General features: G+C 62.7%; 19 protein-coding genes and 2 tRNA genes. 10 read left to right on the top strand and 11 right to left on the bottom strand.

Annotation, left to right across the window (positions count from 1 at the left end; all coding sequences use genetic code 11):
• Nucleotides 1–195: 195 nt before the first annotated feature.
• Nucleotides 196–354 (bottom strand): DUF6448 family protein, encoded by a 159-nt coding sequence (locus tag DESUT3_RS09910; RefSeq protein WP_221252318.1) that lies wholly within the window; start codon nucleotides 352–354, stop codon nucleotides 196–198.
• Between DESUT3_RS09910 and DESUT3_RS09905 the strand changes: the two genes are divergently transcribed.
• The gene (locus DESUT3_RS09905) at nucleotides 333–650 is read left to right on the top strand and encodes a site-specific integrase (protein WP_221252616.1); all 318 of its coding nucleotides are present in this window, start codon (nucleotides 333–335) and stop codon (nucleotides 648–650) included. The genes DESUT3_RS09910 and DESUT3_RS09905 overlap by 22 nt on opposite strands.
• Before the next feature lie 62 nt (nucleotides 651–712).
• Here DESUT3_RS09905 and DESUT3_RS09900 read toward each other — a convergent pair.
• The 3 genes from DESUT3_RS09900 to DESUT3_RS09890 form a co-directional block, all read right to left on the bottom strand.
• Nucleotides 713–787, bottom strand: a tRNA-Gly gene (locus DESUT3_RS09900).
• A gap of 97 nt (nucleotides 788–884) precedes the next feature.
• Nucleotides 885–1,472 (bottom strand): CDP-diacylglycerol--glycerol-3-phosphate 3-phosphatidyltransferase, encoded by a 588-nt coding sequence (gene pgsA / locus DESUT3_RS09895; protein WP_221252317.1) that lies wholly within the window; start codon nucleotides 1,470–1,472, stop codon nucleotides 885–887.
• Nucleotides 1,469–2,080, bottom strand: a complete 612-nt coding sequence (locus DESUT3_RS09890) for a lytic transglycosylase domain-containing protein (protein WP_221252316.1) — start codon at nucleotides 2,078–2,080, stop codon at nucleotides 1,469–1,471. The genes pgsA and DESUT3_RS09890 overlap by 4 nt, the downstream gene beginning before the upstream one ends.
• Before the next feature lie 222 nt (nucleotides 2,081–2,302).
• Between DESUT3_RS09890 and nadB the strand changes: the two genes are divergently transcribed.
• Genes nadB through DESUT3_RS09875 form a run of 3 tightly spaced genes read left to right on the top strand, consistent with a single transcriptional unit; the run spans nucleotide 2,303 to nucleotide 4,399 of the window.
• Nucleotides 2,303–3,901: an L-aspartate oxidase gene (nadB, locus tag DESUT3_RS09885; RefSeq protein WP_221252315.1), complete on the top strand. Its 1,599-nt coding sequence runs from the start codon at nucleotides 2,303–2,305 to the stop codon at nucleotides 3,899–3,901.
• Between the two features lie 11 nt (nucleotides 3,902–3,912).
• On the top strand, nucleotides 3,913–4,185 hold the full coding sequence (locus tag DESUT3_RS09880; protein WP_221252314.1) for a chorismate mutase: 273 nt from the start codon (nucleotides 3,913–3,915) through the stop codon (nucleotides 4,183–4,185).
• A gap of 4 nt (nucleotides 4,186–4,189) precedes the next feature.
• Nucleotides 4,190–4,399, top strand: a complete 210-nt coding sequence (locus DESUT3_RS09875; protein ID WP_221252313.1) for a hypothetical protein — start codon at nucleotides 4,190–4,192, stop codon at nucleotides 4,397–4,399.
• Between the two features lie 123 nt (nucleotides 4,400–4,522).
• On the opposite strand, the gene pyrE is transcribed toward DESUT3_RS09875, so the two are convergent.
• The 6 genes from pyrE to DESUT3_RS09845 form a co-directional block, all read right to left on the bottom strand.
• Entirely contained in the window at nucleotides 4,523–5,080 is a 558-nt protein-coding gene (pyrE, locus tag DESUT3_RS09870; RefSeq protein WP_221252312.1) for an orotate phosphoribosyltransferase, read from the bottom strand.
• A 92-nt stretch (nucleotides 5,081–5,172) separates the two neighbouring features.
• Nucleotides 5,173–6,579, bottom strand: coding sequence for an amidophosphoribosyltransferase (gene purF / locus DESUT3_RS09865; RefSeq protein WP_221252311.1), 1,407 nt, complete (start codon nucleotides 6,577–6,579; stop codon nucleotides 5,173–5,175).
• A gap of 204 nt (nucleotides 6,580–6,783) precedes the next feature.
• Nucleotides 6,784–7,614, bottom strand: coding sequence for a phosphoribosylformylglycinamidine synthase subunit PurQ (locus DESUT3_RS09860; RefSeq protein ID WP_221252310.1), 831 nt, complete (start codon nucleotides 7,612–7,614; stop codon nucleotides 6,784–6,786).
• Nucleotides 7,615–7,617: 3 nt separating this feature from the next.
• Nucleotides 7,618–10,599: a phosphoribosylformylglycinamidine synthase subunit PurS gene (locus DESUT3_RS09855; protein ID WP_221252309.1), complete on the bottom strand. Its 2,982-nt coding sequence runs from the start codon at nucleotides 10,597–10,599 to the stop codon at nucleotides 7,618–7,620.
• A gap of 141 nt (nucleotides 10,600–10,740) precedes the next feature.
• Entirely contained in the window at nucleotides 10,741–11,511 is a 771-nt protein-coding gene (locus DESUT3_RS09850; RefSeq protein WP_221252308.1) for an MBL fold metallo-hydrolase, read from the bottom strand.
• Between the two features lie 91 nt (nucleotides 11,512–11,602).
• Nucleotides 11,603–13,690, bottom strand: coding sequence for an ATP-binding protein (locus DESUT3_RS09845; RefSeq protein ID WP_221252307.1), 2,088 nt, complete (start codon nucleotides 13,688–13,690; stop codon nucleotides 11,603–11,605).
• Nucleotides 13,691–14,138: 448 nt separating this feature from the next.
• Here DESUT3_RS09845 and gap point away from each other — a divergent pair, with 448 nt between their 5' ends.
• The 5 genes from gap to DESUT3_RS09820 all read left to right on the top strand — a co-directional run bounded on the left by gap (nucleotide 14,139) and on the right by DESUT3_RS09820 (nucleotide 17,837).
• A complete protein-coding gene (gap, locus tag DESUT3_RS09840) occupies nucleotides 14,139–15,140 on the top strand; it encodes a type I glyceraldehyde-3-phosphate dehydrogenase (RefSeq protein ID WP_221252306.1) in 1,002 nt (333 codons plus the stop codon).
• Nucleotides 15,141–15,235: 95 nt separating this feature from the next.
• Nucleotides 15,236–16,426 carry a phosphoglycerate kinase gene (locus tag DESUT3_RS09835; RefSeq protein WP_264082196.1) on the top strand — a complete coding sequence of 397 codons (1,191 nt, stop codon included), beginning with the start codon at nucleotides 15,236–15,238 and terminating at the stop codon, nucleotides 16,424–16,426.
• A gap of 59 nt (nucleotides 16,427–16,485) precedes the next feature.
• On the top strand, nucleotides 16,486–17,244 hold the full coding sequence (gene tpiA / locus DESUT3_RS09830) for a triose-phosphate isomerase (protein ID WP_221252305.1): 759 nt from the start codon (nucleotides 16,486–16,488) through the stop codon (nucleotides 17,242–17,244).
• A gap of 83 nt (nucleotides 17,245–17,327) precedes the next feature.
• Entirely contained in the window at nucleotides 17,328–17,690 is a 363-nt protein-coding gene (secG, locus tag DESUT3_RS09825) for a preprotein translocase subunit SecG (RefSeq protein WP_221252304.1), read from the top strand.
• Nucleotides 17,691–17,750: 60 nt separating this feature from the next.
• Nucleotides 17,751–17,837, top strand: a tRNA-Leu gene (locus DESUT3_RS09820).
• A 281-nt stretch (nucleotides 17,838–18,118) separates the two neighbouring features.
• Here the strand turns inward: DESUT3_RS09820 and DESUT3_RS09815 are convergent.
• A complete protein-coding gene (locus DESUT3_RS09815; RefSeq protein ID WP_221252303.1) occupies nucleotides 18,119–18,460 on the bottom strand; it encodes a zinc ribbon domain-containing protein YjdM in 342 nt (113 codons plus the stop codon).
• A gap of 465 nt (nucleotides 18,461–18,925) precedes the next feature.
• Here DESUT3_RS09815 and DESUT3_RS09810 point away from each other — a divergent pair, with 465 nt between their 5' ends.
• Complete coding sequence (locus DESUT3_RS09810) at nucleotides 18,926–22,249, top strand: FG-GAP-like repeat-containing protein (RefSeq protein ID WP_221252302.1); 3,324 nt, start codon at nucleotides 18,926–18,928, stop codon at nucleotides 22,247–22,249.
• Nucleotides 22,250–22,323: the final 74 nt, after the last annotated feature.

Genomic DNA, 22,323 nt, shown 5'->3' with positions numbered 1-22,323 from the left:
CCAGCGTGTTTGGGCCGGAGGATTTGACAAGCCCTTTGCCTGTAGCCGCAGGTGCTGTTTCCAGAGCCCCAACGTTCGTTATAAGTGCCATCCCCCAGGAGATTTAGATTGCCCGATCTTAAAAAAAAGAAAAACAACTGCCCCCCTGACGAGAGGACCTGCAATAGTTTTACCTGAGTACAGTCAGCCAATGGCTCAGTGTTGATGGGGCGCTGGGGCAGTCGCCTCACCATGATGGGGGGCTCCCTCGCCGGCGCGGTGGATGCGTACCAGGGTCTCGAAGAAATGCCTGTCGGCGAGTTCCAGCGTCCCGGGCGCCCGGGGAGCACCTTGTGACCACCCCGTGCGGAACAATTTTTCGAGCTACAAATTTCCTCAACCACGTATGGTATCCGGCCCTGGATGAGAGCCACCTCCCCCACCGGGTACCCTACGGCCTTCGCCATTCCTTCGCCGCCTGGGCTAGGACCATTGGCATCGACCTGCTGAAGTTGGTCAGGCTGATGGGGCACGGATCGAAAAAGATGATCTACGGGGTGTACGGGGATTACGTCGAAGGACTGGAGGAGGATTACGAGAAGATACTGGCTTTTTTCGGCGAGGATTTTCTCCGCAGGAACGCAAGTCCCGAGAGCCACAAAACCTTGTGAAAGTCCTTGTGAAAGCCAGGCAGAAAAAAAGCGGAATCCATAAGGATTCCGCTTAGTTGTCTTGGAGCGGGAAACGGGATTCGAACCCGCGACTTCAACCTTGGCAAGGTTGCACTCTACCACTGAGTTATTCCCGCATTTTTGGGGCGCCCTGACGAGCGGAGCTATTAATAACAAATGACCTTGGCCAAGTCAACAGGTTTTTCGAAAAATTTCTTTTGCCCGCCGGGCCGGCTAGCGGGAGATAACCCTAAAGAATTTAACCAGATAGTCCCCTCCCGACCACATGGTCATGACGAAGGCGACCCAGAAGAAGAAAATCCCGAAATTGTGCATGTTGACATGGAAGAGTTCCCAGCGCAGACCGAACAGCCAGTAATAGTCGTAATGCAGCAGCAAACCGGGGATGGCGGTCATCTGGAAGATGGTTTTGAACTTGCCCAGGTCGCTGGCGGCAATGACGATCCCCTCGCTGGAGGCGATGGAGCGCAGCCCGGTGATGGTGATTTCCCGGGCCAGGATGAGAAAGACCGCCCAGGCAGGCACCCGGCCCATGGGGATCAGCATGATCAGCGCCGCCATGACCAGCAGCTTGTCGGCCAGGGGGTCGAGGAATTTGCCGAGAACGGTGACGATTTCCCACTTGCGCGCCAGGTAGCCGTCGAGCCAGTCGGTGAGCGAGGCCAGCCCGAACACCACGGCCGCCCAGAAGCCGGCCTCGCGGCTATCGAAGAGCATGAGGATGACCAGCACGGGGATCGCCGCGACCCGCCCCAGGGTCAGCATGTTGGGTAGATTCAGGCGCCCGGAGCGCAGGTTCATAGGATCGGGTCCTTGCCCTGCCGGTAGCGGTCGAGGTGCTTCTTTACCCGCTGGATGTAGTTGCGGGTTTCGTCGAAGGGGGGGATGCCGCCGTAGCGTTGGACCGAGCCGGGCCCGGCATTGTAGGCGGCCAGGGCCAGGTCGAGATTGCCGTTGAACTGATCCAGCATCAGCCGCAGGTAGCGGCTGCCGCCGCGGATGTTTTCCTCGGGATTAAAGGGGTTGCGCACCTGCATGTCCTGGGCGGTTTCCGGGATCAGCTGCATCAGCCCCTGGGCCCCTTTGGTGGAAACCACATTGGGGTTATAATTGCTCTCGACCTTGATGACGGCCTGCACCAGTGCCGCCTCCAGGCCGAACATGTCGGCGTAATGACTGATCAGGTCGGAGAGCGACCCGTTATTGCTGGTGGGAGCCTCGCTGACCACCGACTCCTTCATGTAAAAGGCGTACTGGGTTCCGGTAGGGATGTTGGTGAAGTGGACGACGCCCTTTTCGTCGACGTACTTGTAGATATCAGCGTGCCCAAGGGCCGGCAGAACCAGGAGCGCCGCCAAGAAAAGCGGCGAAAAAAGTCTCGGCAGGTGGTGTTTACGGCATTCGGTCATGACTCGTTCCGTTGGCATCCAGTTGAGCAATATAACCCAAAAGGTGTTGTATTTCAACCTATTTAGGCGGGCAAAAGCCTTGACATCCACTTGCCGCCCGCCGATAATGACTCGCTCATCCAAATTTCATGCAGACTATGGACCAATTTTGCCCACCGGCGCGAAACGCCAACGGTTTCTCCCGGAACAGGTCCGGTCCGCTCCAACCCTGAGGCCCGGAAGATGAAGATTACGGCGGATTTTCTGGTCATCGGCAGCGGTATCGCCGGACTTTCTTATGCGTTGAAGGTGGCCGGTCACGGCAGTGTGGCGGTGGTCACCAAGCGCGAAGTATCCGAAACTGCGACGAACCTGGCCCAGGGGGGGATCGCCTCGGTTCTGTCCGAAACCGACAGCTTCGAAGCGCACATCCAGGACACCATGGTGGCCGGCGCCTTCCTCTCCCACCAGGACGTGGTGCAGATGGTGGTAGAAGCCGGGCCCGAGGCGATTCAGGATCTGATCGACTGGGGCGTCAAATTCACCAAGAATGACGACAACACCTATGACCTCACCCGGGAGGGGGGCCATTCCCAGCGGCGCATTCTGCATGCCAAGGATGTCACCGGGCGGGAAATCGAGAGAGCCCTGGTCGAGGCGGCGTCCAACCATCCCAATATCACCATCTACGAGCACCATAACGCCATCGACCTGATCACCGAGGCCAAGGTGACCCATCGCCGCCAGTCGCCCAACCGCTGCCTGGGGGCCTATGTGCTGGACATCCGCAACAAGGAGGTCGTCACCTTCGGGGCGCGCATCACGGTGTTGGCTACCGGCGGGGCCGGCAAGGTCTACCTCTACACCTGCAACCCCGATGTCGCCACCGGCGACGGCGTCGCCATGGCCTACCGGGCCGGGGCCACCATCGCCAACATGGAGTTCATGCAGTTTCACCCCACCACCCTGTATCATCCCCACGCCAAATCGTTTCTGATCTCCGAAGCGGTGCGGGGCGAGGGGGCGATCCTCAGGCGCCGCGACGGCAGCGCCTTCATGGAGCAGTACCATCAATTGAAGGACCTGGCGCCCCGGGACATCGTCGCCCGGGCGATCGACAACGAGATGAAGGTCCACGGCGACGACTGCGTCTTTCTCGATATCACCCATCGCGGCGCGGACTACATCACCAGCCGTTTCCCCAATATCTACGAAACCTGCCTCTCCTACGGCATCGACATGACCAAAGAGCCGATCCCGGTGGTACCCGCCGCCCATTACCTGTGCGGGGGGGTCAAGGTCGACAACTGGGGCGAGTCGGACATCCGCAACCTCTTCGCCATCGGCGAGGCCTCCTTTACCGGGCTGCACGGCGCCAACCGCCTGGCCAGCAACAGCCTGCTCGAAGGGGTGGTGTACGGCAACCGGGCGGCCCGCCAGTCCCTGGAGCGGATCAAGGAGAAGCCCACCCCCTTCCCGCCCATTGCCGCCTGGGATGCCGGCAACGCCACCAACAGCGACGAGGAGGTGGTGGTCGCCCACAACTGGGACGAGATCCGCCGCTGCATGTGGAACTACGTCGGCATCGTGCGCTCCAGCAAGCGCCTGGTGCGGGCGCTGCGCCGCATTCAGATGATCCAGGATGAAATCACCGACTATTACTGGGATTTCTACATCACCTCGGACCTGATCGAGCTGCGCAACATCACCACGGTGGCCGAACTGATCGTGCGCTGCGCCCTGGAGCGCAAGGAAAGCCGCGGGCTGCACTACACCATCGACCACCCCGACACGGATGACGTTCACTGGAAACGCGATACCATCATCCGGAAAAATTTTTAAGGAGATCCCAGTTGGATATCAACCAGATCCGCGAGGAAATCGACCGTCTGGACGAAGAGCTGCTCAGAATCTTCAACCAGCGGGCCTCCCTGGCCCTGCAGATCGGCGAGATCAAGAAGGAACTCGGGATTCCGGTTTACGATCCCGGGCGGGAAAAACGGATATTCGATAAAATGCGCTCCGCCAACCCCGGCCCCCTGGAAGACAGCGCCATCGTCCGCCTGTTCGAGCGGGTGATCGACGAATCGCGACGCCTCGAACGCATCCGGACGAAAGGAATCTGAACCCATGCTCGTGGTAATGAAGAAACAGGCCAGCGACGACGACCTGCAGAAGGTGAAGCAGTACCTGATCGACCGGGACTTCGACTTTCACCAGTCGACCGGCGCCAACCGCATCATCCTCGGAGTCATCGGCGAAACCAGAAACCTCGACATCGGCGCGATGCGCGCCCTGCCCGGGGTGCTCGAGGTCTTTAAGATTCCCGACGAAGAGTGACAAATCCGTAATGCGTAAGGCGTAAGGGGTTAAACCAGTTACGCATTACGCATTACGCATCACGAAAAAAGAAAAGGGGCGCCAGCAAGCGCCCCTTTCCTTTTTCCATTATTCTCGAGCCTGCTACCCGACAACCTGAGTGCGGGTAAAGACGGCGCGCAGGGCGACCCCTTCCTTCTCGATGTTGTCGCGGGCGCCCTCTTCGCGGTCGACCAGGGTGACGATGCCGACCACTTCGAGTCCTTCCTCGCGGGCGCGCTCGACGGCTTTCATGGACGAGCCGCCGGTGGTGGTCACATCCTCGACGATGACCACCCGCGAGCCCTTGGGCAGGTTCTTGCGCCCCTCGAGCCACTGGCCGGTGCCGTGCCCCTTGGGCTCCTTGCGGATAATGAAGGCGGCCATCTCGTCGCCGGCCAGCTGGGCGGCGATGGAGGTGGCGGTGGCGATGGGATCAGCCCCAAGGGTCAGCCCGCCCACCCCGTGAATGGGTCCGGGAAACTGCTTGACCTCCTGGTAGAAGGCCTTGCCCACCAGCAGCCCGCCCTTGGCGTGCAGGGTGGTCTGCTTGCCGTCGAAATAGAAGTTGCTCTTGCGCCCGGAAGCCAGCGTCACCTCGCGCTGCTCGTAGCTGAGCTCCCGGATGATCTGCATCAGTTCGTCTCTCTCCGCCTGGGTCATGGAAAATCCTCCTCAATTCAAAAAAATGGTAGGGGCGAACCTGCGTGTTCGCCCTAAAAGGCAGGGGCAGGCACAAGGCCTGCCCCTACATTTTAAAACAACCCCAGCTGACTGTCGGACTTGAGCCGGGGGAATTTGACCGGGTAGTAGCCGCTGAAACAGGCGTCGCAGAAGCTCTTGCCGCTCCCTTCGGGGGCGCCGGCGGCGGCCCGCATCCCCTCCCGGGAGAGGTAGCCGAGGGAATCGGAGGTGATGTAGCGGTTGATCTCCTCGATGGTGTGCGAGGAGGAGATCAGCTCCTTGCGGGTCGGAGTGTCGATGCCGTAATAGCAGGGGAAGCTGGTCGGCGGGCTGGAGATGCGCACGTGGATCTCCTTGGCGCCGGCGTTGCGGATCATCTTGATGATCTTGCGGGCGGTGGTGCCGCGCACGATGGAGTCGTCGATGACCACCACGCGCTTGCCCTCGATGAGGTCCCGCACCGGGTTGAGCTTGATCTTGACCCCGAAATGGCGGATCGACTGCTGGGGCTCGATGAAGGTGCGCCCCACGTAGTGGTTGCGGATCAGCCCGAGCTGGAAGGGTATCCCCGATTCCTCGGCGTAGCCGATGGCCGCCGGCACCCCCGAATCGGGGATGGGCAGGACCAGGTCGGCCTCCACCGCGTGCTCGCGGGCCAGCTGCCGGCCAAACTCCTTGCGCACGCCGTAAACCTGCTTGCCGAAGAGGATGCTGTCGGGGCGGGCGAAGTAGATGTGCTCGAAGATGCAGGGGGCCGCGACGCTCTTGGGGAAGGGGAAGAAGGACTTCAGCCCATGCTTGTCGACCAGGATCATCTCGCCGGGCTCGATTTCGCGGATGAACTCGGCCTCGATCAGGTCAAAGGCGCAGGTCTCCGAGGCGACCACGTAGGCGCCGTCGAGCTTGCCCAGGGCCAGCGGCCGGAAACCGTTGGGATCGCGCACCGCAACCATCCGGGTTTCGGTGAGAAACACCAGGCTGTAGGCCCCCTTGACCCGGGTCAGGGCCTCGGTGATGCGATCGGGGAGTGCATCGCACTGGGCCCGGGCCAGCAGGTGGATGATGACCTCGGTGTCGGCGATGGTGGAAAAGATCGACCCCTGGTGCTCCAGTTCGTTGCGCAGTTCCTGGGCGTTGACCAGGTTGCCGTTGTGCGCCACGGCGATGCTGCCGCGGGCGTAGTCGACCATGATCGGCTGGCAGTTCTTGAAATCGTTCCCTCCGGCCGTTGAGTAGCGCACATGGCCGATGGCGCTGGAGCCGGGAAGATTGGCGAAAACCGAATCGTGCTTGAACACGTCGGCGACCAGCCCCATGCCCTTGTGGGCGCGCAGCTTGGTGCCGTCCGAGGCGACGATTCCGCAGCTCTCCTGGCCGCGATGCTGAAGGGCATAAAGTCCGAGATAGGACAGGTTGGCCGCTTCGGGATGGCCGTAGATGCCGAACACGCCGCATTCTTCGTGCAATTTGTCAAACATGCAGTTACGAACCTCTCTGCGTGAGCAGTTTTCTGTCTGTAAGACAGCTACTTCCGCCGGTTAATCCGGCGTTCACCAGGGGCCAGTCTAGCACAGGCCCACGAAAAAAAGATAGGGCCCCGCCAGCCCCGCGGTAGGGGCGCGATACATCGCGCCCGGGCAATGCCTGGCGATCCGTTCCTAAAGGTGCAATGAATTGCGCCCCTACAGCAGGTTCTCACGCACGAATCGTACGGCGTTCTGGTAGAGCCACAGGCCCATCCCCTCTTCGGGCAGATCGTCCTCGCGGGTCCAGCGCGGATGATGGGTGCGGTGCACGTAGGCCTCGGGATGCGGCATCAACCCGAACAGCCGGCCGCTCTCGTCGCAGATGCCGGCGATGGCGTTCTGCGAACCGTTGGGGTTGAGCGGGTAGTCCATGGTCGGCGCCTGGTAGGCGGCATCCGAATACTTGACCGCGGTCAGGTGCTTGTCTTCCAACGCTTTCAGGGTAGCGGCGCTGTCAGCGACGAACTTGCCCTCGCCGTGGCGGATCGGCAGGTAGACCCCCTCGAGCCCCTTGGTGAAGATGCAGGGCGATTGCGGGTCGACCTTGAGATAGGCCCAGCGGTCCTCGAAGCGCCCCCCCTCGTTGAAGGTCAGGGTGGTGCTCTGCTTGCGATGCTCCCCGCCGAGCGCCGGCAGCAGGCCCATCTTGACCATCAGCTGAAAGCCGTTGCAGACCCCCATGACCAGCTTGCCGTCCTCGACGAAGCGCTGCAGCTGATCCGAGAGGTGTTCCTGGCTCCCCTTGACCGGGGCGTGCAGCAGACGGTTGGCGCCGGCCTTGGCGCTGCCCAGGTCGTCGCCGTCGAGAAAGCCGCCGGCCAGGTTGAGAAAGTGGTAGTCGTCGAGGCGCACCCGCCCGGCCAGCAACTCGGCCACATGGACGATGTCGGCCACCTCGGCCCCGGCCAGGCGGCAGGCGTTGGCGACCTCGCGCTCGCAGTTGGTGCCGTTGCCGGCGATAACGATGGCTTTGACTTGTTTCGACATGGTTTACAGCTCCCGCAACGGCGCCTGCCACGCCTCTTTGAGTTGGTTGATGTCTGCGCTGACCAGCTTTTGGCCCTGAGTGCCGAGGATCTCCACCACCGGCGCCTCGGTCACCTCGCCGATCAGCGCCGCGTCGCGGCCGGCGAAGAGCGCTTCGAAGCCGGCCCGCTTCTCGGGACGCACCGTCACCAGCAGGCGGCTCTGGGATTCGGAGAACAGGATCTTGTCCTCGCGCAGAGCGCCGTCGGTCTTGACCTTGCCGAGTTCGGCGCGGATGCCGAAGCCGCCGGCGAAGGCCTTTTCGGCCAGGGCCACAGCGAGCCCGCCGTCGGAAAGGTCGTGGCACGAGGCGATGAGCCCCTCGCGCTGGGCGCGGTTGAGGGCCTTGTAAAGATCCAGGGCGTAGCCGGCATCAACCTTGGGCACGTTTTTGCCGAGCTGGCCCTGGCTGGCGTAGTATTCCGAGCCGCCGAGCTCGTCGCGGGTGACGCCGAGCAGGTAGACCAGGTCGCCGGGGCGCTTGACGTCCATGGAGACCGCCTGGCGCACGTCCTCGATCTTGCCGATCACCGAGAACAGCACGGTGGGCGGGATGGAGATCTTGGTGTCGCCGATCTGGTAGTCGTTCTTCATCGAGTCCTTGCCCGAGATCAGCGGCACCCCCAGGGCGGTGCAGTAGTCGTAGAGGGCCTTGTTGGCCCGCACCAGCTGGGCAGCCTTGTATTCGCCGTCGGGAGTCTTCTCGCTCTTGACCGGGTCGCACCAGCAGAAGTTGTCGAGACCGGCCACATGCTCGACGTCGCCGCCCACCGCCACGTAGTTGCGCAGCCCCTCGTCGATGGCGCAGGCCATCATGTGGTAGGTGTCGATGTCCGAGTAGCTCGGGCAGATGCCGTGGGAAACCACCACCCCTTCGAAGGAGTCGAACAGGGGGCGGAAGACCGCGGCGTCGGAAGGCCCGTCGTTGGCCACCCCGACCAGGGGCTTGATGACCGTGCCGGCCTGCACCTCGTGGTCGTAGCGGCGCACCACGCTCTCTTTCGAGCAGATGTCGAGCCTGCCGAGCAGGCCCTTGAGGGTTGCGTTGTAATCGGCCGGCTGGGCCAGCTCGGGCTCGCTGAGCTGCTTCGGCTCCCAGCGGGCAGGGATCACCATCTGCGGCACCCCTTCGTGGATAAACTCCATGCTCAGGTAGCAGACGGTTTTGCCTTCGTAGAGGCAGTGGAAATAGCCAGAATCATTAAATACGCCCAGGTCGGTGGCTTCCACGTCCATCTCGGCGGCCAGGGCCATGAAGGCTTCGAGGTTGTGGGGCGGCACCGCCAGGGTCATGCGCTCCTGAGCCTCGGAGATGAGGATCTCCCAGGGCTGCAGGCCCGGGTACTTGAGGGGGGCGCGGTCCAGGTGCAGCTCGAAGCCGCCGGTGTCCTCGCCCATCTCGCCGACCGAGGAGGAGAGCCCCCCTGCCCCGTTGTCGGTGATGGAGCTGTACAGCCCCCGGTCGCGGGCGATGGTCAGAAAATCGAACATCCGCCGCTGGGTGATGGGGTCGCCGATCTGCACGGCGGTCACCGGCGAGCCTTCGTGCAGCTCTTCCGAGGAGAAGGTGGCGCCGTGGATGCCGTCCTTGCCGATGCGGCCGCCGGTCATGATAATGTGGTCGCCGACCTGGGCCTTTTTCTCGTGGCAGAGCCGCTCGCCGATCCTGGCCGGCATGATCGCGGCGGTGCCGCAGTAGACCAGGGGCTTGCCGGCGAAGCGCTCGTCGAAGACGATGGAGCCGTTGACCGTGGGGACCCCGCTCTTGTTGCCGCCGTGTTCGACCCCCTCGACCACACCCTCGAAAATCCGCCGGGGATGCAGCAGGCGCGGCGGCAGGGGCTTGTCGTAGAAGGGCGAGGCGAAACAGAAGACGTCGGTGTTGAAGATCAGCCGCGCACCAAGTCCCGTGCCGAAGGGGTCGCGGTTGACCCCGACGATGCCGGTCAGGGCCCCGCCGTAGGGATCGAGGGCGCTGGGCGAGTTATGGGTCTCGACCTTGAAGACCAGGCTCCAGTCGTCGTTGAAGCGGATGACGCCGGCGTTGTCCTTGAACACCGAGAGACAGAAATCCTTCTCGCCGAGCTTGGCGCGGATGTCGCGGGTGGCGCCGACGATGTAGGTCTTGAACAGCGAGTTGATGGTCTCCTGCTTGCCGGTCTCGTCGGTGTACTCGATGCGCGCCGAGAAGATCTTGTGCTTGCAGTGCTCGCTCCAGGTCTGGGCCAGCGCCTCGAGCTCGACGTCGGTGAGGTCCGCCCCCAGCCCGACGGCGGCGCGGGCCTGCCGGACCTCGGGGTCGGCGGCGTAGGCCTGCAGGGTCTTCATCTCTTCGAGATTCAAAGCGAGCATGCCGTCCCTGCTGAGCTTGAGCAGCTGCTCGTCGGCGACGTTCAGGTCCATGGCCTGCACCACCGGCTGCACGTCGCTGGTCACCTTGGGTACGGTCACCGGCACGCCCATGGCCGGGTCGAGCTCGTCGGCACTGAGGATGTTCCAGCGCTGAATCAGGCCGTTGGCGAGAAACCCCGCGGCGATCTTCTCCGCCGCTTCCTTGTCCACCCCGCCGGTCAGCAGGTACTGGGTCGAGGTGTAGACCCCCTCGCCGCCCTGGAACTTGCGCCCGGTCAGGTACTGGATCGCCTCGCGGGCAGTACGCCCGACGTTGTCGGTGACCCCGGGGCGGAAGCCGACCTCGATGAGGATGTCGAAGTCATGGGCCAGCGGCCGGTTGATGGCCACCTCCTGGATGACCGGGTCGGAAAACGGGCCCAGTGCGGCCGCCTCGACCTCCTCCTCGCTCAACAGCGCGTCCACGGTGTAGACGTCCAGGGTACGGACGTTCTGCAGCTCGATCCCGAGGTGGTGCCCGATTTCGCGGCGGACCCGCTCTCCGCGGGCATCGGTGACCCCGTCCTTCAAGCCGACAACTATTCTCCAGGCCATAGGTTCTCCTAAATGCATGTTTTGCGCTTCGTTCCCTGCGGAAACGGCAGAACGCAACGGCGGTGGTTCCGCCCCTGCGGCAAAGGGTCTCCGTTCAGGATCTCGGCATTTTTATCCAGCAGAAATACACTTCTTGATGAATCACTGTTCAAAGCAGGCGCTCGCCTGGTGCTGGGCACCGAGGATCAGGGTCGGCGCGCAGGCGTTCTGGCGGTCGAGCACCTGGCGGGCGCACTGTTCGGCCAGTTTCGGCAGATTGTTGACCTCGCTGAGGTGGGCCAAAAAAACAGCCTCGAGACCCTCCCAGAGTAGACCCTGGAGCAGTTCTGACGAGGCGGCGTTGGAGAGATGCCCGTGGTTGCTGCGCACCCGCTGCTTCAGGGGCCAGGGGTAGGGGCCGTCGCGGAGCATGGTTTCGTCGTGGTTCGACTCCAGGATGAGCACCCGGCTTTGCTTGAGGCGTTCGGCGACCAGCCGCGTGGCAATGCCCAGGTCGGTGGCGATGCTGATCCTGCCTTCGCAGGTATCGATGGAAAATCCCGCCGGGGCAGCTGCATCGTGGGTCAGCGGAAAGGTCTGGATCAGCAGATCCCGCAGTTCGATGGCATCGCCGGCCTCAAACTCACTGAACCCCTCGATCCGCCCGGGGTTGGGCAGGGCCTGGCGGGTGCCGGGGGTCAGGTAGACCGGAAGGTTGTAGCGCCTGGCCATGGGGCCGAGCCCGCGGCAGTGATCGCCGTGCTCGTGGGTGATCAGCAGCGCGTCGAGCCGCTCGGGGTCCACGCCGATCCCGGCGAGCCGGGCAGCGGTCTCCCGGGCCGAGAGACCCGCGTCCACCAGGATTCGCGTCTCGGCGCTTTCTATATATATGGCGTTGCCTTTGCTACCGCTGGCAAGCAGACAAACCCGCAAGACCCAACTCCCTCTGTCCCAGACCTCGAGCGCTGTTTATATACCGGAATTCGCCCGCCCCTGCAAGGGAAAACCGGGCCGATCAGCCCGGTCAATCGGGGAGGTGGAACTCCTCCTCATCCAGTGCCGCCCGGACCCACTGGGGGTTGGCGGCCACCAGCGGCAGCAACAGGTGGAACTCGCTGCCGGGGTTGGTTTTGGGATTGTAGCCCCGGCTCTCGACCCATATCTCGCCGCCGTGGGTATCGACGATCCCCTTGACGATGGTCAGGCCCAGGCCGGCGCCCTTGCCTTTGAAGGCCATCTTCCCGGTGAAATGTTCCTCGATGTTGCCGACCTCGTAGAACTTGTCGAAAATGTGGATCTGATCGATCTCCGCAATGCCGATGCCCGTGTCGCGAATGCATATTTCGGCGTAGGGGCTGGTTTCGGGGGCAATTTCCTTATACCCCCTCAGCTCGTCCCCGACCATGACCCGGGGTGGGCGCAGGATGTTGACCAGGCGGGTCTCGATGGTGATCGTCCCCCCGTCGGGGGTGAACTTGATGGCGTTGATGACCAGGTTGGTGATGGCCTGAACCATCCGGTCGGCATCGAAGGGGACTGCCGGCAACTCCTCGGCCAGGTTCAGGGACAGGGACTGCTTGCGGACCGAAAAGAAGAAATCGATCTCCTGCACGGCCTGGCGGATGATCTCGTTGATGTCCCCATGACGGTAGCGCAGCCGCATGGCGCGGTTGTCCAGCATCGAGACGTCGACCATGTCGCGCACGATGTTGGCCAGCCTCGCCGCGGCATCCCCGATGTGCTGGACCAGCGGACGGGTAGCCGGGTCGATATTGGCGGACATCTCGCCGAGCAGCAGGTCCGAGTAGCCGATGATCACGGTGAGGGGGGTTTTCAGCTCATGGGAAGCAAGCCCCAGGAACGAATCCTTCATCTGGTTGAGCCGCTGCAGCTCCAGGGTGCTTTTTTCCAGATTCGCCTTGATCTCCCGCTCCCGGGTTACGTCGCGGTAGATGGCCTGCACCATCCTGCGGCTGTCCTTGCCCAGCACTGGCGAGGCCTTGGCCCAGGCGATAATGGAGGATTTGTCGGTGGGCCGGGTGAAGCGCATTTCGGTTTCGAGGGTCTGGCCCTGGAGGATCGCCTGGTGAACCTCGTACTGGTGCTCGATCTCCTCGACCTGGAGCTTTTCGAGAAAGGCGAAGATATTCGCCCCTTCTATTTTCTTGCGGGCAATGCCGAAAAACGACTCCGCCGCCTTGTTTATCAGGACGATGCGATCCTGGTGGTCGCTGACAATGATGGCATCGCTGGCATCCTCCAGCAGCGAGCGATACATCTCCCGGCTGCGCACCAGTTCGGCGCCGATTTTTTCCTGGTCCTCATAGGATTTGAGCAGGTGCAGGTTCGCATCTTCGAGTTCGCGGTAGCCGAGTTGGATCTTTTCTTCCCGGTCATGCAGCGAGGCGGCCATCTCCTTAAGGGCCTGGCCGAGCTCGGCCAGTTCCCGGGTGGTGGACGAGGGGACCTCGACGCTGAAGTTGCCGGCGGCGATCTCCGAGGCGATCGACCTCAACCGGCGGATGGGCAGGACCACATGGCGTTTGGCAAACAGGGCGACCAGCACGAAGACCAGCACGAAGGCCCCGGCGAGAATCAGCAGGGAGCGCTCCAGGGCCGTTCCGGTCCGCTCGATCAGCACCGAATCGGGAAACCCGATGCGGATGCGTCCGGCCAGCTTGCCGCCTGGTCCGTAGATCGGTTCGAAGCTGTCGTAAACCTTGCCCCAGCGGGAAAACCTGAGGATGACGGTGTTCTCGTTGAGCGGGGAAACGAACTCGACCCCGCGGAGGAAATCGGCGGAGGGAGAACTGCTGTAGAGAGGTTCGCCGGAGCTGTTTTCGATCAGACAGTAGACGATTTCGGGATCGGTTTCCGTCACTTCCTGGCAGCGGTTGCCGAGCCCCTCCATCTCCTCGAGGGGGATGCCGAGGGCCAGCACCTTTTCGATGGAACCCTTGACCTCAGTCCCGAAACTCTGGGCCCGGCGGATGATCCCATCGCGGTAATCCCGCCTGAAGCCTTCGATGTTGACCCCGGTGTTGACCGCGATGGTCAGCGTCAGGACCATGAAGGCGAAAATGAGGATTCGGTTTTCAAGGGTGCTTTTCATAACAGGAGTTTCAGTCTTCACCCCAAGGACATGTCATGACAGGACACCCCACGACCGCTGCGGTTTGCTCTCAGGCATGGCTGTACCCTCCCGAGTCAGGACAGCGTTCCGACCTGAGCCAGAGCCGGCTTGCCATTCGGGGAAGATAAGCTACATTTTACAGGGTCGCAGGACGAAATGGTTGGAAGGCGGGAAGGCTTCGGAAAAGTCGCCCCGCGCCCGGGGACTTCACTCCCCCTCCAGGTCCCAGCCCCGAGCTGCTGGCTCCTACATAACATATCGGTATAAAAAGGGCAATGGCCCAATCACCGCCGGTTAAAGGGCTTGACGCCGCCGGGGCTATTGGCTATCATTCCGTCTCTGGCGAGCCGACATAAGTCTCTGTTTTTTCAAGATCCCTGGCGTAACATCTCCGAATTGGTCTCTGACGGGAGGAAACTTATCAATCATGGCCGCTAAAGTCGCAATCAACGGTTTTGGTCGTATCGGTCGGAATGTCCTGCGAGCTGCATTGAATGCCCGAGCAGTCGAGATCGTGGCCATCAATGACCTCACCGATTCCGCCACCCTCGCCCACCTGCTCAAGTACGACTCGGTGCACGGCACTTTCGCCGCCGAGGTGGACTCCGACGCCGACCACCTCATCGTCAACGGCAAGGCGATCCGCATCACCAGCGAAAAGGACCCCGCCGCCCTGCCCTGGAAACAGCACGGGGTCGACATCGTCATCGAATCCACCGGGCGCTTCACCGATATGAAGGACGCCCGCAAGCACCTGGATGCCGGGGCGAAAAAGGTAGTGGTCAGCGCCCCCGGCAAAGGGGTGGACCTGACCGTCTGCATGGGGGTCAACGAGGGGGACTACAACCCGGCCTCCCACCAGGTCATTTCCAACGCCTCGTGCACCACCAACTGCCTGGCCCCGGTCGCCAAGGTGCTGTTGGAGAACTTCGGTATCGTCAAGGGGCTCATGACCACGATCCACTCCTATACCAACGACCAGCAGATTCTCGACCTGCCGCACAAGGATCTGCGCCGGGCCAGGGCCGCCGCGCTCTCCATGATCCCCACCACCACCGGGGCCGCCAAGGCGGCGTCGCTGGTGCTTCCCCAGCTCAAGGGCAAGCTCGACGGCATGGCGGTGCGGGTCCCCACCCCCAACGTTTCGCTGGTCGACCTGGTCATCGAAGCCGAGCGCGACACCACCGAGGAGGAGGTCAACGCTGTGCTGAAAAAGGCGGCCGAAGGCCCTCTCAAGGGGATCCTCGAGTACTGCGAACTCCCCCTGGTCTCCAGAGACTTCAACGGCAACCCCGCCTCCTCGGTCATCGACGCCCTCTCCACCAAGGTCATCGGCGGCAACATGGTCAAGGTCCTCTCCTGGTACGACAACGAGTGGGGATACTCCAGCCGTGTTTTCGACCTGGTCCGGCACGTGGCCGCCAGGTAACCCTCGCGTGGCTTGACCCGGGGGCAGGGCCAAGGGTGGTCCTGCCCCTTGATTTTGTCTTCTAAAATGCAACCATTGCCACAGGGAGATTTGCAATGCTGGACAAGCTTTCCGTCAAAGACCTCGACCTCAAAGGGAAAAAGGTATTCTGCCGGGTTGACTTCAACGTTCCCCTCGACGGCGAGCGGAACATCACCGACGACACCCGCATCGTCGCCGCCCTGCCGACCCTCCGCCACATCATCGATCAGGGAGGGAGGCTGATCCTCGCCTCCCACCTCGGCCGCCCCAAGGGTGCGCCCGAGGCCAAGTACAGTTTGGGTCCCGTCGCCCCCTACCTCTCGCAGCTGCTGGGCAAAAAGGTCACCATGGCGCCGGACTGCATCGGCCCGCGGGTCAAGAGCCTGGTCGACGCCATGAAGGACGGCGATGTGCTGCTGCTGGAAAACGTCCGTTTCCACGCCGGCGAGACCGACAACGACCCGAAGTTTTCCGCCGAGCTGGCAGCCCTGGCCGAGGTCTACGTCAACGACGCCTTCGGCACCGCTCACCGCGCCCATGCCTCCACCGAAGGGGTGGCCCGCCTGCTCTCCCCGGCGGCCGCCGGATTCCTGATGGAGAAGGAAATCCAGTATTTGGGCCAGGCGCTGGCCGCCCCCAAGCGCCCCTTCGTCGCCGTGATCGGCGGCGCCAAGGTCAGCGACAAGATCACCGTCATCGACAACCTGCTGCAGAAGGTCGACGCCCTGATCATCGGCGGGGGCATGGCCTACACCTTCCTCAAGGCGCAGGGGATCGAGGTTGGCAAGTCCCTGGTGGAATCCGACCGCCTCGAAATGGCCCGGGAGCTGATGCAGAAGGCCGAGGATCGCAGCGTGCGGCTGATGCTCCCCGAGGACCACGTGGTCGCCGCCGAGTTCAAGGCCGATGCCACCAACAAGGTCTGCGACAACACCGGCTTCCCGGCCGACTGGATGGGGCTGGACATCGGCCCGAAGTCCATCGCCACCTTTGCCGAGACCCTGAAGAAGGCTGCCACCGTGGTCTGGAACGGCCCCATGGGGGTCTTCGAGTTCGAGGCCTTCGCCAAGGGGACCACCGCCATCGCTCAGGCCCTCGCCGACTCCGGCGCCCTGTCCATCATCGGCGGCGGCGACTCGGTTTCCGCGGTCAACAAGTCGGGCCTGCAGGACAAAATGACCCACATCTCCACCGGCGGCGGAGCGTCCCTGGAATTTCTCGAAGGCAAGGAGCTGCCCGGGGTGGTCGCCCTCACCGACCGCTGAGCCGCGGCGCCTGCAGCGCTCCAATAGTGAATTATTGATATCTTCTCCGGGAGGAAGCCATGCGCAGACCCGTCATCGCGGGCAACTGGAAACTGAACAAGACCATCGGCGAGTCCCTCGACCTGGTCAGATCGCTCAAACCCCTGGTCGCCGAGGTCACCGAGGTCGAAATCGTGGTCGCTCCGGTGTACACCGCCCTAGCCGCGGTGGCCGCCGAACTGGCCGACAGCGGCATCCGGCTGGCCGCCCAGAACTGCTACCCCGAACCGAGCGGAGCCTTTACCGGCGAGGTGTCCCCCGCCCTGCTGAAGGACGCCGGCTGCAGCCACTGCATCGTCGGCCACTCGGAGCGCCGCCAGCTGTTCGGCGAAACCGACGCGTTCATCAACGCCAAGACCACGTCCCTGCTCCGGGCAGGCCTGCAGGTCATCTTCTGTATCGGCGAGACTCTGGAAGAGCGCGAATCAGGGCAGATGTTCGACGTGCTCAGCACCCAGGTCCGGGAGGGGCTCAAGGACCTCACGGCGCAGCAGATGAATAACCTCATCGTGGCCTACGAACCGGTCTGGGCCATCGGCACCGGCAAGACCGCCAGCAACGAGCAGGCCGAAGAGGCCCACGCCTTCATCCGCGGCCTGCTCCAGGGCTGCTTCGACCAGGAGACCGCCGCGACGACGCGGATTCTCTACGGCGGCAGCGTCAAACCGGACAACGTTGACGGTCTGATGGCCCAGGACGACATCGACGGCACCCTGGTCGGCGGCGCCAGCCTCAAGGCCGAGGATTTCGCCCGCATCGTCAAATTCGGCAAAGGGTGACATTTACCCTTTTCCACCAGAACCATTTGTGATAGGATTCACCGGTTCACATACAAGCTGACCACAAGGAGTTACAAGCTGCAATGACAACGTTCCTGATCATCCTGCATATCCTGGTCTGCCTCGCCCTGATCGCCATCGTCCTGGTCCAGGGCGGCAAGGGCGCCGAAATGGGCGCTTCCTTCGGCGCCGGCGCCAGCCAGACCGTTTTCGGCGCTTCCGGCAGCCAGAGCTTCCTGGGCAAACTGACCACCGGCGCCGCGATCATCTTCATGCTGACCAGCCTGACCCTGGCCTACTTCTACGGCGAGCCCGGCACTTCCAGCATCATGCCCGCCACCGTCGCCCCCGAGGCCACCCAGGCTCCGGCACCCGTCGCTCCGGCCCCTGAAGCCCCCGCCCCTGCGGCTCCCGAGGCGCCCGCTGCCGACGAGGCAAAAAAATAAAAAGTCCCCTTATTTAATATTGACACCGCGGGGTCAAATCAGTATAAATACACCGCGTTCGCCGAAGTGGTGGAACTGGTAGACACGCCATCTTGAGGGGGTGGTGACCTACAGGTCGTGCGAGTTCGAGTCTCGCCTTCGGCACCAGACAAAAACAACCCGGTCGCAAAAGCGATCGGGTTTTTTTGTGCCCATTTCCGAAGCACGAAGCGCAGCGGGGGCGGACCTGATGTCAGATGAGCCGACAGGGATGTCGCCGCCTGCGAGCGGAGGGGGGCCTGCGCAGGGGGTGGGCAGGAGGTCCGAGCCGTAGCCGGCGAGTCTCGCCTTCGGCACCCCACAGTCCGGCTGCGACCTCTGCCAGACCCGGGCCCCCAGCGAAGCAGCTGTCCCGCCCGGTCCGGCCTCCCCGTTGAGCCACTAGTGCACTAAGCCTTTTTGACGAACTCCGATTTCAGCTTCATCGCCCCGATCCCGTCGATCTTGCAGTCGATGTCGTGGTCGCCATCGACCAGGCGAATGTTCCTGACCTTGGTCCCCACCTTGACCACCGCCGATGAGCCTTTGATTTTCAGGTCCTTGATGACGGTAACCGAATCCCCGTCTTCCAGGATGTTGCCGTGGGCGTCCCGGAAGACCCGCTGCGCGGCGCCACCCGCCTCGGCGGCCTCTATCGCCCACTCGTGGGCGCATTCCGGGCACACATACAGGGGCCCGTCCTCGTAGGTATATTCGGAAGCACATTGCGGACACTTGGGTAGATCACTCATGCTGAATCCTTTGCGAAGCTAGGTGAAATAGCAAAAAACGACCGGGCCTGGAAACGCGCGAGGGTCCCGGCGATCAGGGCAGGCCAACCGGCAGCGACAACCAGCGCCGAAGATAACTCAAATTCGCGGCCGCGGCAACCCGGATGCCGGCCGTGCCTCCTGCCCCCTACCCCCCTCCTGCCTATTAACCGCAAATCCACTGACCCCATCCTCAGGACTACTACTTTGGTTCGAAGGCTGGGCCGATTTCAGGTTGACATTCCGGCAAGCCTAAAGAATACTAAGCGCTCTCTCATGGGCGAATTGCCAGAGGCTGAAACTGCTGCCGGCAATGCCCACACCTCACACCCCAGGCGGATGGAGGTTCTGGCGCCATGAGCACTTCTCCTGTACCGGGTTACGGCCTTTTGACGAGGCCGGCGGGAGATGGAATGACGTTTTCATTTTTGTTGAGGAGGGATACCGATGCGACACCCCGTTTCCTGGCTGCTGGCCCTTGCCCTTTGCCTGAGTGTGACCGCCTGCGGGGGCGGTGGAGGCGGGTCGGCCCCGCCCCCAAACCCGAACCAGCTTTCCTACAGCGGCCTCACCAGCAAGGCCACCGTCAATGCTGACAACGCCGAGGCGTTGGCCACCGGGGCGTTTCTCGGCCACCAAAACGCCATGAGCGTCGGCCCGTTGGCCGTCGGCGGGGCCCACAGCGGCAGTTCCGCCCTCCCCCTGCGCAGCGTCTCCCAGCTAATGCGGAGAACCCTCCGCCAGCAGGCGCCCCTGGCAGCCCCCCGCGCGGTTACCCTGGCCCCCGTCCAGGAGCCTACCGAGGTTTATCACGGCCCCTGCGGTGGCCAGTTCCTCAGCGCTCCTGTCTGGGACCCGGAGGCCGGCAGCTTCGCCGACACTCTCGAATATCAGGACTATTGCGAGTACGGGATGATTTTTTCCGGTACGGTCGAGGTGGCGGCAAACCTTGACCCGAGCACCGGCTGGTTCAGCAGTTTTTCCATGACTTTCCACCCACTCGCCATCCTGGACGGCGATTCCGCCTACACCATGGACGGGGAAATCAACATCACCATCGGCGGCCCGCAATTCTCCGAAACCCTGGCCATGAACTTCCTGCTGCGCGACGATGCCAGCAACCAGGTATTCCGCTACGAAAACTATCTCAGCGGGATCAACTACGGCCCGGAATACACCGAAGAAACCATCACAGGCCGTTTCTACCACCCCGCCTACGGCTACCTCGAGCTGAGCACCGAACAGCCGCTTCAGGTTTTCTGGGGGCTGCTCCAGCCCTCCACGGGCTCCATTGTCTGCAGCGGCCGTGACGGCACCTTCGTGCGGATGGTCTTCACCTCGCTCAGCGCCACCCACCTGGAAGCCGATACCGACGGCAATGGTATTTGCGAGTGGCAGATGGACCTCAACCATCCCGTTCCTCTTCCCCCTGTCGCTGAACCGCCAAACCAGTCACCGACCGCCAATGCGGGCCCCGACCAGAATGCCGTCCAGGGGGACCTGGTGACCCTCAACGGCGGCGCCAGCTTCGATCCCGACGGGGATCAGCTTACCTTCCAATGGAACTTCGATGCCTGTCCCGGGTCCTGTCCGACCTTGAACAACCCGGGGACGGCAACGCCGAGCTTTATGGCGAGCGAATCCGGCACCTACAGCCTGTGGCTGATCGTCAACGATGGCCTGCTCAGCAGCGCCGCCGACACCGTGCAGGTGACCGTAGTCCCGGTCCAGCCGACCAGCCCCGAGTTACTGGATCAATCCTGGGTTTACGGCCGCTTCGGCACCTATATCGGGCGATCCGGGCTTTCGGTCCTGGACCTGGAGGGGGACGGCAACCTTGAAATCATCACCGCCGCCTCGCCGGCAGGTTTCGGCGTCAACCGGTATTGGTATGTCCTTCGCCACGCGTCTTCCGGAGAATATGCGCAGATCCATTTGAGCGAACCCTCCCAGGTCACTATCAACAGAATCCTCGCCAGGGACCTCGACGGCGATGGCATCGGCGAGATCCTGGTCGGTTACCAGGACGGCCGAATCGACATCTTTGCCGGCGACAGTTTCACCCTGAAGAATTCCTTCCAGACGCCCGGCGCGGTGACCGCAATGACGGCAGCCGACCTCGACGGTGACGGCAGCGCCGAAATCGTCACCAGCGACGCGCAGAGAATCTACGTTCATGAGGCCGGAGGCACCCTGCGCTGGGAAACCAGTGGGTATGGAGGCGGCGACCTGGCCATAGGCAATGTGGACGACGACCCCGCCGCGGAAATCGTCGTCGCCGCCAGCGGGCACGGCTATGTCATCGATACCGCCAGTCACCAGCTGGAATGGGACTACATCAACGGTTTCGGGGTACGCGTCGGCACCGGGGACACCGATGGCGACGGCCGCGAGGAGATCGTCGCAGCAGCGTCCTGGTACAAAATCACCATCCTGGATGCCGAGATCAAAACCCCCAAGCTTGATATTGCCACCGACCTCGACATCGGCGCCCTGCTGGTCACCGACCTCGACGGCGACGGGACGGCGGAAATCCTCTACGGGGACAGCCAGTGGGGTTCGATCGACTGCTACGAAGGCAGCGGCCTGTCTGAACGCTGGTCCATTCGCAACCCCGAGCACGGCACCACCGGCCTGGCCACCGGTGACGTGGACCAGGATGGAACCATGGAGGTGCTCTGGGGGGCCGGGGGGAGCAGTTCGGGGGCGGATTTCCTCTTCGTGGCCAACACCCTTACCGGAATCGAGTGGCAGAACGTCCATCTCGACCCACCACTGAGCGCTGTCGCCGTCGGCGATGTGGACGACGATGGCCGCAACGAAATCGTCATGGCCTCCTACGAGAGCAACAGCGGCTACGACGACGGCATCATCAGCATTTTCGACGCCGCCACCCATGCCCTCGAATGGCAGAGCAGCGATCTGCCCAACATTTACACCTGGTCGGGGGTCAACGGCGTTAGGATCGGTGATGTCGACCACGACGGCGAGACCGAGCTGGTAGTCGCCACCAGCCACCTCTACGATGGCGTGGTCCAGGTCTACAACGGCCGGACCCATGCTCTGGAAAAGCAGAGCGCCACCTATTCCAGCGAACCCTTCACCGCTCTCGAGCTGGCGGACGTGGATGGCGACGGCGCCACCGAGATCGTGGTAGCCACCAACAAAGCGACCACGGGGGCCGTGGGAGTCCACCTGATCGTGCTCGACGGCTCAACCCTGGCGGAAAAATGGGAAAGTGCCAGCCTGACTGACGGCTGGGTCGCCGTCTCGGATATCGAGACGGCCGACGTCGACGACGACGGCCATCTGGAAATGCTGGTGGCCGTGGGGGGCAACAGGGTTTACGCCATCGACGGCGTCACCCACCAATACGACTGGCTGGCCGAGTTGCCGGCCAGCACCATCGGAGCCTTCGACCTCGACGCCGACGGCCAAAAGGAGATCCTGGTCGGGCAGACCGACGGCACCATCGGGGTTTACAACGGAAAAACCTTCGCCTTTCAATCCTCGGTGGCGACGGGCAGCGGTTATGCGATTGACGCCTTGTCCCTGGCCGATCTAAACGGGGACGGGCAGCCGGAATGGATCCTCGCCAGCAACGGCATGCTCAGCGTCCTTGAAAACGGCAGCGGGGAACTTCTCTGGCGCAGCAGGAGCCTTGGCAATCGTCTCGGAAGTTACAATCATCTGCCCGTCAAGGACATCGACGGTGACGGCAGAAAAGAGATCGTCGTCGGCTCGGACTTCGCCCTCTACCAGTTCGAATAGCCGGTCCCCCGGCTGCAGATATCCCCAGCGTTACCCAATGGGGACAGGCGCTTTTCCAGTAAGGGCGCCTGTTC

This window comes from Desulfuromonas versatilis, from assembly GCF_019704135.1.
In the GTDB taxonomy this organism is placed as follows: domain Bacteria; phylum Desulfobacterota; class Desulfuromonadia; order Desulfuromonadales; family NIT-T3; genus Desulfuromonas_A; species Desulfuromonas_A versatilis.
The sequence above is the reverse complement of the archived record's forward strand: the minus strand, read 5'-3'. Positions and strand labels throughout refer to the sequence as shown.

Excerpts from the sequence above, each read along its gene's own strand:
- DESUT3_RS09810 (WP_221252302.1), top strand. The coding sequence starts at position 18,926 with ATGCGACACCCCGTTTCCTGGCTGCTGGCCCTTGCCCTTTGCCTGAGT.
- gap (WP_221252306.1), top strand. The coding sequence starts at position 14,139 with ATGGCCGCTAAAGTCGCAATCAACGGTTTTGGTCGTATCGGTCGGAAT.
- purF (WP_221252311.1), bottom strand. The coding sequence starts at position 6,579 with ATGTTTGACAAATTGCACGAAGAATGCGGCGTGTTCGGCATCTACGGC.
- nadB (WP_221252315.1), top strand. The coding sequence starts at position 2,303 with ATGAAGATTACGGCGGATTTTCTGGTCATCGGCAGCGGTATCGCCGGA.
- pyrE (WP_221252312.1), bottom strand. The coding sequence starts at position 5,080 with ATGACCCAGGCGGAGAGAGACGAACTGATGCAGATCATCCGGGAGCTC.
- DESUT3_RS09890 (WP_221252316.1), bottom strand. The coding sequence starts at position 2,080 with ATGACCGAATGCCGTAAACACCACCTGCCGAGACTTTTTTCGCCGCTT.
- secG (WP_221252304.1), top strand. The coding sequence starts at position 17,328 with ATGACAACGTTCCTGATCATCCTGCATATCCTGGTCTGCCTCGCCCTG.
- tpiA (WP_221252305.1), top strand. The coding sequence starts at position 16,486 with ATGCGCAGACCCGTCATCGCGGGCAACTGGAAACTGAACAAGACCATC.
- pgsA (WP_221252317.1), bottom strand. The coding sequence starts at position 1,472 with ATGAACCTGCGCTCCGGGCGCCTGAATCTACCCAACATGCTGACCCTG.
- DESUT3_RS09875 (WP_221252313.1), top strand. The coding sequence starts at position 4,190 with ATGCTCGTGGTAATGAAGAAACAGGCCAGCGACGACGACCTGCAGAAG.
- DESUT3_RS09835 (WP_264082196.1), top strand. The coding sequence starts at position 15,236 with ATGCTGGACAAGCTTTCCGTCAAAGACCTCGACCTCAAAGGGAAAAAG.
- DESUT3_RS09860 (WP_221252310.1), bottom strand. The coding sequence starts at position 7,614 with ATGTCGAAACAAGTCAAAGCCATCGTTATCGCCGGCAACGGCACCAAC.
- DESUT3_RS09815 (WP_221252303.1), bottom strand. The coding sequence starts at position 18,460 with ATGAGTGATCTACCCAAGTGTCCGCAATGTGCTTCCGAATATACCTAC.
- DESUT3_RS09845 (WP_221252307.1), bottom strand. The coding sequence starts at position 13,690 with ATGAAAAGCACCCTTGAAAACCGAATCCTCATTTTCGCCTTCATGGTC.
- DESUT3_RS09855 (WP_221252309.1), bottom strand. The coding sequence starts at position 10,599 with ATGGCCTGGAGAATAGTTGTCGGCTTGAAGGACGGGGTCACCGATGCC.